The sequence below is a fragment of the Nannocystis sp. genome (assembly GCF_016714285.1).
GTDB lineage: Bacteria > Myxococcota_A > Polyangia > Nannocystales > Nannocystaceae > Nannocystis.
The window spans coordinates 28,705-40,970 of record NZ_JADJNN010000001.1 but is presented as its reverse complement, the minus strand read 5'-3'; the positions used below and the strand labels follow the sequence as shown (position 1 = coordinate 40,970).

General features: G+C 65.2%; 9 protein-coding genes and 2 pseudogenes. All 11 read left to right on the top strand.

The features are described 5' to 3' along the window. The 11 genes and pseudogenes from IPJ59_RS00190 to IPJ59_RS00145 all read left to right on the top strand — a co-directional run bounded on the left by IPJ59_RS00190 (position 1) and on the right by IPJ59_RS00145 (position 12,232). Positions 1 to 3,207, top strand: coding sequence for a chromosomal replication initiator protein DnaA (locus IPJ59_RS00190; protein WP_293269215.1), 3,207 nt, complete (start codon positions 1 to 3; stop codon positions 3,205 to 3,207). Between the two features lie 64 nt (positions 3,208 to 3,271). Continuing rightward, positions 3,272 to 3,580, top strand: a pseudogene (locus IPJ59_RS37410) (N-acetylmuramidase domain-containing protein); the annotation flags it as partial. Between the two features lie 79 nt (positions 3,581 to 3,659). Further along, positions 3,660 to 3,821, top strand: a complete 162-nt coding sequence (locus tag IPJ59_RS00180; RefSeq protein WP_293269213.1) for an N-acetylmuramidase domain-containing protein — start codon at positions 3,660 to 3,662, stop codon at positions 3,819 to 3,821. 419 nt (positions 3,822 to 4,240) lie between these two features. Then, a pseudogene (locus IPJ59_RS37405) lies at positions 4,241 to 4,542 on the top strand (eCIS core domain-containing protein); the annotation flags it as partial. A gap of 39 nt (positions 4,543 to 4,581) precedes the next feature. After that, positions 4,582 to 5,367 (top strand): hypothetical protein, encoded by a 786-nt coding sequence (locus IPJ59_RS00175; RefSeq protein WP_366524545.1) that lies wholly within the window; start codon positions 4,582 to 4,584, stop codon positions 5,365 to 5,367. Between the two features lie 162 nt (positions 5,368 to 5,529). Then, positions 5,530 to 6,780, top strand: coding sequence for a hypothetical protein (locus IPJ59_RS00170; RefSeq protein ID WP_293269212.1), 1,251 nt, complete (start codon positions 5,530 to 5,532; stop codon positions 6,778 to 6,780). A gap of 309 nt (positions 6,781 to 7,089) precedes the next feature. Further along, entirely contained in the window at positions 7,090 to 8,007 is a 918-nt protein-coding gene (locus IPJ59_RS00165; protein WP_293269211.1) for a hypothetical protein, read from the top strand. Positions 8,008 to 9,648: 1,641 nt separating this feature from the next. Further along, on the top strand, positions 9,649 to 10,344 hold the full coding sequence (locus IPJ59_RS00160) for a hypothetical protein (RefSeq protein ID WP_293269210.1): 696 nt from the start codon (positions 9,649 to 9,651) through the stop codon (positions 10,342 to 10,344). Between the two features lie 16 nt (positions 10,345 to 10,360). Continuing rightward, complete coding sequence (locus tag IPJ59_RS00155; protein WP_293269209.1) at positions 10,361 to 10,627, top strand: hypothetical protein; 267 nt, start codon at positions 10,361 to 10,363, stop codon at positions 10,625 to 10,627. Beyond that, positions 10,624 to 11,796 carry a nitrilase-related carbon-nitrogen hydrolase gene (locus IPJ59_RS00150; RefSeq protein WP_293269208.1) on the top strand — a complete coding sequence of 391 codons (1,173 nt, stop codon included), beginning with the start codon at positions 10,624 to 10,626 and terminating at the stop codon, positions 11,794 to 11,796. Before IPJ59_RS00155 ends, IPJ59_RS00150 begins: the two co-directional genes overlap by 4 nt. 148 nt (positions 11,797 to 11,944) lie before the next feature. After that, positions 11,945 to 12,232 (top strand): hypothetical protein, encoded by a 288-nt coding sequence (locus IPJ59_RS00145; RefSeq protein ID WP_293269207.1) that lies wholly within the window; start codon positions 11,945 to 11,947, stop codon positions 12,230 to 12,232. Positions 12,233 to 12,266: the final 34 nt, after the last annotated feature.

The window sequence follows — 12,266 nt, the reverse complement described above, 5'->3', positions numbered from 1 at the left end:
ATGGCCACCCGCACCACCTCGAAGCAGGACCCCTACACGGTCTCGATCACCCGCGGCGGCCTCGCGCTCATCGCCAGCGACACCCCACTTACGCGCCTGCATTACTTCGATGGCAAGCGCCTCCGCGCCGCCGACCTCACCCACGAGCAGTCCGCCCTGCGCAGCTGGCTCATGCTCAGCAACCAGGCCGGTGGCGCCGGTGTCGTCCACGGCTTCGACTGCCACCTCACCGGCGACCGCCTCAACCTCGGCCACGGCCTCGCCATCGATCCCGACGGCCGCCTCCTCTTGCTCCCCGACGCCGCCGCGATCTCGATCGCCACACTCCTCGACGCCGCCCGCGGGGACCCTGATCCCACGCCTCCCAAAGCAAAGAGCGGCCGCTTCACCCACTGCGAGCCCGTGCGCGTTCAGCCGCCCGGCGTCACCGTCGAGCACGTCGAGCTGTGGCTCATCACACTCAGCCATGCCGAGACCGCCTGCGGCAGCGAGGACGTGTTCGGCAATCCCTGCGAGAGCGCCTGCGTCAGCAGTACGGACCGCCCCTACCTCGTAGAGGGCGTGCTGCTCCGCGCCGTTCCCCTCGCCCTCAAGACGCCGCTCCCGACCGCCAGCGCCATCGCCATCACCCGACTCCACCTGCGCTCGCAGATCGCCGCCGCCTACTTCGCCGACGACCGACGCCGCGTCTCCTCGCTGATCAGCGGCCCCGGCCTGCGTGCCGAGACCTGGTGCCTCGGCTCCAAACTTGTCGGCGGCACAGACGTCCCGATCGCCGTGCTCGCCCGCGCGGCCGGCACGACCCTGTTCCTCGACCCGTGGATCCCCCGCCGCGAACGCATCGATCCGCCACCCCGCCAGTACTGGGCCGCCCGCATGGCCATGCGCCCGTGGAGCGGCTTCCTCGCCGAGGTGCTGCAGTTCCAGTGTCACCTCCGCGACCTCCTCGCCGAGGACCCGAAACGCACCCCCGCCGACCCGTGCGCCCACACCCGCGCGACCCTCCGCCGCACCTCCGACGAACTCCGCAAGCTGTTCAACAGCTACGCCGCCATCAGCGAACGCCTCATCCACGGCCAACCCGACGACCAACCCGACCTCCAGGACGCCCTCGCCCGCCTCGAGCGCCTCCAACTCGACGTCGCCGCTGACAACCAACGCGACGCCCTCGAACCCCTCGACCATATCCTCATCCACGGCGGCATCGTCGAGCTTCCCGCCGCCGGCTACCTCCCCGTCCAGCCCGGCCGCGACGTCGAGCTGCAAGTCCGCCGCTGGCTCGGCGACGGCCTCGACCTCCGCTTCTGCATCGTCCGCCCTGACTTCGTCGCCCACGCGCTCGAGGAGGCCCAGCACATGGACCGCATCTCGCTGCTCGCCGGCCTCGACGACCCCAAAGCCAAACCCGAGGTCGACATCCTCGTCCCCGACGGCCAGCTCGTCCCCACGACCCGCCACATCGGTGTCGAGTTCACCGCCAAGTCCCGCCAAGACACCCGTCCAAACCCCACCAAGGGCCCCGCCCACGCCATCTTGCTCCCGCAGACCCACACCGCCGCGACCGCCCACGGCGCCGGCCGAACCGAGCGCCTCCCTGGCGGTGGCGCGGCCCTCCACCTCGCCGGCCAGCTCACCCCCGACCCCGTTCACAAACTCAAACCCACGACCAAGCCCGACACCATCCCCGCCGACGAACACAGCCCCGACCACAACACACCCGAAGTCGCCAGCCTCGACCCGAAGATGGCCGCCCCCGGCCACACGCTTGCCCACACGCCCCCGCCCACTCACCTGCGCGGCTTCCTGTCCGCGACGATCGACGCCCACCCCGCAGACGCCGCCCCCGGCGACCGGATCCCCGTGCACGCCCGCCTGGTCGTCGCCCGCTCCCCCGGCGCCCCGCACCTGTTCGACCTCGATATCGACGGCACCCTCCACATCCTCACCGCCGGCCCGCGCATCAGCGCCGAGCTCACCTACGCCGTCAACGATGCCCCCGCCGTCATCCAGCCGCTCGAGCTGGCCTGGAAGCCCGCCCCGTCCGGCCTCCTCGCCGCCGAGATCACCCTCGAGCGGATCGGCGACCCCACCATCACCGTCGAGCTCACGCTGCAGTGGTCCCCCGGCGCACCCCACCAGGTCACCGCCACCCTCGTCGCCACCTCCACCGCCCCTATGAGCCCGCGCCAGCTCGTCACCGAAGTCCACGCCCGCTTCGACCACGAACCCGCCGTCCTCGAACCCACCAGCCCGCAACACACCACCGCCATCGCGGTCGTCGACGCCCTCGCACAAGCCCACGACGACAAGAAATTCAAACCCGAAGCTCTCGCCCTCCTGTTCCCCCCGCCCCGCGCCCACACCGAGCTGGTCGCCACCCGCGACTGGGTCCAGTTCCACCGCCGCCGCACCAAACAGTGCATCACCCCGCCCCCAAACCCACCCAGCACCCCCGCCCCTGCCGCCCGCGGTCCGCACCTACCGGATCTACGCCGCCGTCCTCGACGACCTCGCCCCTCGGCCACGGCCACCCCTCAACCTCCCTGGCGCCATCACCAGCGGCAGACTTCAGCCCTCGACCCGCTTCCGGGAGATCGGCACAGCGAGCTTCCGCGTCGACTCCGACCATATGCTCGAGCACGACGTCCCCCCACTCAAGACCGCCTGGCAACAGATCCCCGCCGCCTTCGTCCCCGCCGCGGCCCTGATCTACAGCACCCGAAGCTCCCAGGACGGCGAGTCCCGCATCACCGCCCAGACCCGCGACGTGAGCGACACCCTCGAGCCACGCCCCCCCGGGGCCCCCGCCCTCCCGGTCCACGTCCTCTCGCAACCGCCACCCAACGATTCACTACAGGGCATCGACGGCATCATCATTCTGGTCGGTCGCCAGCCCCCCACGAGGGCAACCACCAGCGCCATCCGCAGCTCCGCGGCCACCCTCCTCACCGCCCCACCCGAGCTGAAGTCGATCGGAAAGATCATTCCCCTGGGCACCCTCGTCGAGATCCTCGAGGAGCAGATCGTCAAGAAGAAGACCTACGTCAAGGTCAAGCGGGCCGGCACCGGAGGCATCGCTCGGCTGGACCGACCGAGCGAACCTCGGCAGCGGCAAGGGTTCGACCCTGCGCTCCAGCCCGAGGACCCCATCCCTCTCGACAAGCTCACCGGCCTCGCCAGAACCAATGGCCGGGATCTACAATCTGAAGGGTGCCTATCTCGAGCAGATGGCCGACACCCTCCGGGGACCGACGCCGCGTCCCTGGCTGCGGTGCTCAAAGTTGAGTCCCAGGGCCAGGGCTTCGCCGCTGACGGCCGCGTCATCATCCGCTTCGAGAATCACGTCTTCTACGACCAGTGGGGCAAGGCCAACAAAGAAACCTTCAGCGAGCATTTCCGGTACGACGCAACAAAGCGCTGGCAAGGCCACACGTGGCGTCCAGACGAGGATCACGCCTGGGAGGCCTGCCACCAAAGCCAAGACCAGGAGTGGCAAATCCTCGCCCACGCCCGAAGCCTCGCCGACCAACCCGCGCTCCTGTCCGCATCCTACGGCACGGGCCAGGTCATGGGCTTTAATTTCAAGAACGCCGGCTTCACCTCCGTCCACGAAATGTTCGACCGGATGAACCAGGCCATCCGTCCCCCAGCTCGACGGCATGTTCTCCTTCATCAAGCGCAACCCCACCTGCCTGGCCGGCCTCAAGGCCAAGGACTACGTCAAGTTCGCCACGGGCTACAACGGCTCCGGCAAGGCCGCCGACTACGCCCAGAAGCTCAAGGCGGCAGCGGATGCCTACGCGCGCGTCACGCAGGACTGACGGATCGGTGGGTCGGCCTCATATCATCACCCGCATGCTCAGCGCGACAACGATTGAGTCAACCGCCACCCCAGTGGCAGCTCAATCGACCGAACTGATCCCGACTCCCGACGAAAGCGGAGGCAAGCAACAACGGCCAGCAGGCCATGTCCGGACCGCCCCGTCGTCGCCCACGCGGCGAAAGTGAGAATGAATGCGCGCGAAGGCAAACTGTTCCACCACTCGGAGCGAGGATACGTTCTCAGAACAATCAGCGTCGCCGAGAGCGCGTTCATGTAACTCGTGGCATGAATTGGCGCAGAGCGCACCGCACACCCCCCCGAAGGTAGTACAGCGAAGCGCCGACAAGAAGCGGACTCCCAGTCGGTGCTACGGACGACGTGCACGAACGCGCGGCTGATCGCGTGGCCGACGCAGTGATGTCGAACGGCCCGCCGCAGGCCCATGAACACATGAGAATGGGCGATACTCAGCGAGCCACGGACATACTGGGAGGAGGCTTCGCCGCCCCAAAAATCGTGAGCGAGGTGTTGGACTCCCCAGGCTCACCACTGGACGCGGGGGTACGCGCGTTCATGGAGGCACGAATGGGCCACGACTTCAGTGCGGTGAGGGTCCATTCGGACGCCAGGGCTGCAGAGAGCACGAACGCTCTGGGAGCTCATGCGTACACGGCGGGCAAGAACATGTATTCGGCGCGGGTATGTACCAGACGGGAAGCCCCGCGGGGAGGAGACTCATCGCACATGAATTGACGCACGTGGTTCAGCAGAACAACAACCGGCCAGTGATACAACGCTTTCCCAATCCGGCCGCGCCGCCAGGCCCGTACGTACCTGGTCGCCCGCCGCACAATCATCCTCCGCAAAACAACTGGGGGACCGTTCAACAGCACGCGAAAGCCGCGTGCTGGCGCGAACCGACATTTGACCGAACGAGTCCATACTCCATACCAGGCCCCGGCCGGGGCGCCGTTGAATGCGTCTGCGCGGTATCCAAACCTTTGGAAGTGCTAAACTATGCATTTAAATATGAGATGCGCGATAAGCCGTTGGCGAGAGAGCACTTGCAGCACTATGTTTCGGGCAGAGGAATTCCCATCTTCGAGCATAAAAACCTGGATGATCTCTTGACCCGCAATGCGCATGTGAGAGGCTTGATCGCCGCTGCAATGGAGTTTCAGGGTGACGAGGGAAACCTATTTTTCCAACAATACAGCTACCAAGACGATGATTTTCAATACGCATTCGGAGGAATCGATCGAGTCGACTTCAAGGTCAACCGCACTACAGGCACAATTGATGTCTGGTTCATAGATCCCTACGATTTTCATCCGGCCGATTTCAATCACGCGAATTTGGGCGTGGGAGACGACCCTCCACCGGGACGTCCCACCAACTGCGTTCACGCCGCAGCAGTGGAGGCAAAATCCTTCGGCGCTGCGGATTACTGGATGATTGGCCATGCGACTCTGCCGCTCGAACTATTTACTGAACATCAAGATCAAGTAAAATCTGGCAACGCGAGCAACGAGACGGCCAGATGAGCGTCCTCCACCTTGACCCCGGGGCATGACGACCTGAAAGCGATCTCATGGGGACAAGAACCGCTCCCGCTCCGGACCGACAGGCGAGTCTGGGTCGCCCTGCAGCTCAGACGAGCCGCCAGGCCGCCACGCCAGGCTCCTCCTGGAACGCCCTCGCGCTGCATGAACAACCGACTCCACCCAAAGTCGACTTTGCTACCCTGGAACGTAAGAACCCGGTACTCGCAGGTGAACTCCAGGCCCTTGACGAGATCCTCAAGAAAGAGGTCTACGCACGCCTGGAACTACTCGCCGACGATCGGCCTCGTCCGTCGCGGAATTTACGACGCCGACGTTTACTACCTTAATGTACAACGCGAAGACTACAATGCACGAATCCAGCGTATCCTGAACGGCCACGCCGATCCGCGCTCGATCTATTTGCTCGTCGATTCGATGCAGGCATTCGCAAGCAAGATGCAGCCCCTGATACGACGCGTTCAAGCTCTAGCCGAGCAGCGGCCCGAAACAAACTTGGCCGAGGCTGTCGCGCTCCTGGAAATGACACGTCAGGACGCGGAGAGGCGATCGACCGACCTGCTACAGCACAAATACGTGCGGCATGGCCAAGAGGAGGACCAACGCCTCTCCCCGATTGAGAGTGCGGAGCGGCAGCAGCGGTACGAGGCTGAACGTCCCGAGCGCGAGCGGCTTGCCACCGAGGCGACTCTCGAGCGACGCATCGACGCTCTCCGTGATCGTGTGCACCGTTCCGGTGCGCCGAACATCGATTCACAGACCGCGAACCTCAACGCCGAACTCCTCTCCAACTGGCTCATTGACACCGAGAAGCTCGACTCGAGCGGCATCGTCGCGTTATTCGAAGAGGTTAGGCAGCGAGATTACGCGCTCTTCAAGGCAATGCTATTCCTGAACAATACCATACGGATCCTGGCCGACGTCCGCGGGATTGAGGAGATTCGAATCTACAACGGTATCACCCGCGATATCGAATACGAGCGGAATTTCTACGCGGTCGAAACGATGGTCGATGTCATTGCGGGCGACTTTAGCGAGGATCCGACCCTAGCCGCTATCGTCATTCGGACCGCCATCACGTTGATTCCCGGCTTCGATACGGCGGGCGACATCGAGGATCTCGTGGCCGCGCTCTACCATCTCGTCTGGCAGTTTCGTGTCGGCGAGTGGGAGCACTGGGTGAGCCTCGTGCTGACCGGCATCGGTTTCGTGCCCGAGATCGGTAGCATCATGAAAGGGGTTGCGAGGTCGTGCTCCATGGCTTGGAGAAGTTCCCCCTCGACCTGCTCCTTCGCCTCCTCCCCGCAGCGCATGGGGTGGATGACCTGTTCGACGGTGTCCGTAGGTTTCTCGTCGAACGCGACACCTGGCAACCAGCCTGGAGGCCTTTATTGATGCCCTTCTGAAGGGGATGGACGACACCCTGAAGCCGTTGGGTGTCTCCCTCGGCAAGCGCATCGCCACCGTCCGCGAGCGCGCCGCCGCGATGGTGCCCGACGCGATCACAAGGATGCTCGTAAAGATTCAGCAATTCCGTGATCGCATCGTCCCAATTGCGGCAAGTGCCCGTGAGAGGATGAACGACGTCGAGCGCGCCTTCTTCGGCAAAGTCGAGGGCTCCGCCGCCGTATTCTATCGCAGACCGAGGCCGGCCAGGACAGACTGTGGCGTGAGAAATATGAACGCGAACTCTTCGAGGCACAATTGGCGGCACTCGAGAACCCCCAAGCCATCAAGACGCTAGACGCCGCTCTAGACGACCTTGCCGATCGCATCGACTACACACCAGCAACCGGCTATGCACCCAACCCATCGACGACGACGGCGATTGCTGATCCTGCGCCCGAAATCAGTTCCATACCGTCTAGACCACTCGTAAGGCTATCCAATGGACTGGAACCATCGATGGTCCCCGGGCCCGACCCGGCGGTCCTCCTGAAAGCCAATCCTGAGGACACGGATCTGCATCTGAATGGCGAGAGCCACGTCGCGCGCGCGGGAATCGACGATCTCCAATTGCCCGTTGTTTGGAAGCCTTTGGGAGGAGAGGCGCCGACCCCGCCTTCCCTCATCGAAAATACCACATTGAGTGCGTCGGCGACTGTCCCCAAGAGAAGCGGTTCCACCAAACGCTCCAAGCACCCCGTCGCGTCCAAAGTACATCGGCGACCTGCGAGTATCGACCTTAAACTCCGCGCAGAGCTTGAGGCAAAGGTGAGTTGGAGCCATTCCGTGAGTAGCGGCTTCATGGTTCAAGCAGGACTCAATTCTGAACACATTCTCCCGCAATCAGTCATCAAGATCGATTGGATTGCACATGAACTCGGATTCAAGCCCGGCAACTCGCCGACAATCTGGATAGACGAGGAACTCCATCAATCGGGTATTACTTATGGCAAGGGGTGGCTTGCTCTACTGGAATTTGACACTCCACTGCGCGTGGTGGATGCCGTCATCGCCGATTATACACGCCTCCTCGACACTCCTCGATTCGCACGTCTCAGCGCGCAAAAAGCCAAGTACTTAGAAGGCTTCGAGGCGATTAAGCGGCGGTACATCAGCCAATTTCCGGAAGTATTCGATGCTAAACGCTCGCCTTGGTGGGCCGATCCGGAGGACTGACTCGACGTATCCGTTCGGCCTGCCGCGTCGTGACGACCTCGGCCTGAAAGCGGCCGCTCCATCCTGGCAGCCCGCCACGTCGCCCCCCTAACTGCCAACATGCCGTGAGACACAGCTCGCCGCCGTCGTCCACTGCTGCAGGCATTCCTCAAAAAGTCCAGGGGATCCTCGCCAGCCTCCTTGACACCGGCTGAGGGGACGTAACGTGTGTGCTTGGTGAACGGTATCCCTCTGAGCTTCCCCACCCGGTTCCCCAACTCCTTCTTTGATCGGTGGTGAAAAGTGGAAATCCAGGGGTGTTTGAAGTAGAATACTTGTGCTCCACTTGTAGCAATGAGTGCTGTCAGATTAGCCGGCAGCAGGTCCAGCATGTACCGACCGGCATTACGTATGTTGGACGTAGAGTGCTGTGCCGCGATGTCAACAATGACTCGGTCAGAAGGAACTCCCATTTGGATGAGTTCTGCCTTCATTTCAACCCCTTCATAACACGGGGTCCCCTTGGGGTAAACCGCACCGCCACTCACGAAAATGAACGGCGCCAGCCCACGATCCCAGTCTCTCTTGGCCCTTTCAAGTCGGGTCTTCTCGTTAGGGTGCATTTGCACCGCGACCGCAGTCTGAAGCGGCGTAAATCCTGGCACGATAATCAACGCGTTTGGATAATCCTTCCAATAGTCATTGTCTGTAAAGCTCCTTACTTGGGCATTTACGGGCGCGTTTTCGGGGAGAATCGATGCGGAAATGGAGATCTGTCGAGCCACGGCCGCGAGGTTGTACGCGAGGGCGCCACGCAGAGGACCGTCGGCCTTCGGTGTCAGGCCTGTACAGGGGGGGTGACTATCGGCCTTCCCACAAGCTTCATGTGCCTGAGACAACGTCAACTCTTCACCAGGACTCCAGCACTTCTGGGCAAGGAAGGCGCACCCATTGACCACCGTGTTGTCGATTGAGCCAGCAGCCTTGTGCTCGGCGTCCTTCCCCGGATCAGGATCGGTAATGGCGGTTTCGTCGGATGCGCGGAGTTGCGGGGGCACTGCACCCGTCAGGGCCAGGCTCGACCAGACGGGATTTTTGCACGCGGTGGCGCTCGCAGGACGCGCTACCGTCTGCAGCCCCTTCGGGGCGGGGCGAGCCATGTGCGCCGTCTCCATGCCTGCCAGTGGACCAAGCACTCGGGCAAAGGTCAAGGCCTGTGGACTCGGCGGTTACGCGGGTGGCATCGGCCCGCGCTGGGTGCGGCCTTATGTTGTCCATTTTCCCCGGCTGTGCCGATTTTCTCAACAGCATACTCGGGGACTTCGCCGACCGCATCGAGGTGCAGTCCAGTCTCTTCGATCGGTGATCGCGGGTGGCCCCGACGAGCCCCCCGACGGCAGTACCATCGCCGTCGTGCCGACCTGCGAGCTGTCCTGAAGGACAGCAAGCTGGCCCGCCGCGACGAGCAGCCCGCCGGCTGGTGCGGGCGCCGGCGTGACCCTCGTCGGGGCGTGAGCGCGCCGCGATTTTTCTGCGATGGGGTGATGGATCCGTCGGCGCCGCGGCACCAAGAGCATGAGCCACTCATCCACCGCTCCCGCAGTTGTTCGTTCGCCTCGGCCTGAAATCCCGAGGTCTCATCGTCTCCTGCCCGCAATCGGCTTGGCCTCGCTGCTGTCCCTCGGGGTCCTCGTGGACCGCGCCGAGTCGGCGCCGGCCGCCGCGTCCCGCAAGCTGCGCGTCAGCGAGCTCGGGCTGGAGATTCAGGCCACCAGCACGACCCCCAGCCGCGTCTCCCGGCTGGCGAACGGCAACCTCCGGGCATCCGAGAAGGCGGTCGTGTCGGTCAAAGGCCGCGGGATCCATAACCTCTCCGGCGTGGTGGAGGACGAGCCGGTGGCCCGCGGCGGCCGGCAGAAAGCCGTCATCACCGACCACGACGCCGGCGGTGAGACCATGACCTTCACCTACGATCCCAGGGTCCATCGCGTCACCTTCGCGCGCGCCGGTGGCAGCGTCTCGATCGTCCGGAATCCCGACCACAGCTACGCCGTGAATGGGGTGCCGGCCGCGAACGGCAAGGCCGTGGTCGCCCTGTTGAAACGCTCACCCGTCTACAGCGGGGCGTCGTCGCACAGCGTGCTGCTGGCGCACAGGTATGCGACAAGGCCGTCCCTGGCGGCGCGCACGTCCCCGACCTGCGCGAGCGAGGCCTGCATGGGGTCCGGGCCGAACTGGGAGGGACCGCCGTTGCCGGCCGTGTGCACCCTGTTCGAGGACGCCTGTGACTGCATCGCCTGCGATCAGATGAGGCAGACCGACGACTGGTGGAAATGCCCAGCGGAAGTATGCAATTAAGGGTCCCGTGCCGGCGTTGATCGCACTCGTGGTCGGCGGCCTGGTCCTCGGCGGCGCCGGCCTCTCGCCCGCGGCGTGGCCCCTCGCCTGGATCGGGTTCGCGCTTATGGCATTCGGCCTCGCCCTGCCGACGACGCTGATCCGGGCGCTCCTCGGGCTCGCACTCTGCGTCGGCCTCACCCGCGGGCTGTGGTTCGCCTGGAGCTTCTCGATGGCCGAGGCGATGGTGCCGACGCGTCCTCGCTCCAGCTCAAGGTCGCGTTCGGCTTCCTCGCAGTCGTGACCCTGCCGATGCTCATCGTCATCGCCGCTGGCGTGGTCGCGTTCCATGCCCGCGGGTGGGTCCGATTCTGGCTACCTGTCGCGTGGGTGATCGGCGCCCACGTGCAGGTCGCGTGGACCAGCATCTCCTCCGAGTGGCTGTTCACGCAGGTCGATGTGTCCCCAATCATGGGTGCGGTCGCGCGATTCGGCAGCCTGCCGACGGCGCTCGCCTGTCTGTTCGTGGCGGCGAGTGCCGGCGAGGCGCTGGCGCACCGTCGCCGGGCATGGTTCGGCCCGGCCGCGCTGGTCCTCGTCGCGCTCGCCATCGTTCCACCGCCGCCACGAGGCGACCCATCGGCGCTCGCGGGCGTCGGTGTCGTCCATCTTCGTGCGCCGCTCGAGGTCCCCGCGGTGGACGAGGTCGACGGCGATCTCGAGCTCGTCGTCTGGCCCGAGGCGAGCTTCGCCGCCCAGCCGGTCATCAGCGAGGGGGCGGTCGACGGGGCCCGCTTCGGGTCGAGACTCGGGAGCGGCGCCGCGGCCCACCTGATCGGTGTGACGACCCCACCGCGTTACGGCAGCCAGAACATGGCGGTCGCGGTGGCCCCCGACGGCTCGATCACCGGAGCTCGCGCGAAGCAGATCCTCTTCCCGGTGTTCGAGCGCCGGTTCCTCGGCCTCGGGATCGACCGATTCGTGGAAGGTCGAGCCGCGCCCGTGTTGCCGGTCGCCGGGCGCGCCGTGATCCCGCTGATCTGCGGCGAACTCCTCACCCCTCGCCTGGCTCGCGAGGGTCTCGCCGCCGGCGGCGACTTCCTGGCCGTGATGGCCAGTGATCGGTACCAGGCCCACCTCGCGCAGCCGCGCTGGCAGGTGCTCGCGCACCTTCGTCTGCGCGCGATCGAGTCGGGGCTCCCGGGGGTCTACGCCTCGCTCGAGGGCCAGGCCGCGATCGTGGCCCCGGACGGCCAGGTGCTCGCCGAGAGCGACCCCGACGCCCCGAGCGGCGTCCTCACCTGGACCGCGTCGAGCGGCGCCGACGATCGGATCCCGGCCCGCCGCCCGGACGTGGCGGTGCTGTTCAGCGCGGCCACCCCTGATCTCCGCCCCGACTGCCGCCGGGACGATGCGAGTATCACGACATCGAGTCGCTCGCCTGCGCGGAGGTCCGTCCGGCACGGACCGTGATCGTCGCCGGTCACGCGGATCCCGATCACATGCTCGGCAGGTCTCCCGACGGATCGCCGCAGCAGCGGCCTGCTTCCGCCCGGAGCTGGTGGTCCTCGATACCTGCTTCGGGGCCACCACGTCGATCTTGCGGGCGTTCGCCGGGCCCTTGGAGGCGCTCATGGTGGCGTCGCCCTCGGTCGTCGACGGCGGCGGGTTCCACTGCGACGACGCGTTCTTCGAGGCGATTGACCCCGACGATCGGGCGTCCGCGATCGGGACGGGCGGCCCGGTAAATCTCTTTGTGGGTCGCCCCGATCTTCGTGAACTCGCCGAGGCCGAGGCCCTCCGTCCCAGGCTTCGCCGTTGGGTCCCCACATTGGTCGACGCGACGCTGCCCGGGGGCCAACCGGTGCTCGTGCCTGCGGACTGGGAGAAGATCGGGACGCCCGAGTGACCGTCGGTGGAGCTCGCTCCCGACGCGCCCAACC

Excerpts from the sequence above, each read along its gene's own strand:
- IPJ59_RS00190 (WP_293269215.1), top strand. The coding sequence starts at position 1 with ATGGCCACCCGCACCACCTCGAAGCAGGACCCCTACACGGTCTCGATC.
- IPJ59_RS00180 (WP_293269213.1), top strand. The coding sequence starts at position 3,660 with ATGTTCTCCTTCATCAAGCGCAACCCCACCTGCCTGGCCGGCCTCAAG.
- IPJ59_RS00170 (WP_293269212.1), top strand. The coding sequence starts at position 5,530 with ATGAACAACCGACTCCACCCAAAGTCGACTTTGCTACCCTGGAACGTA.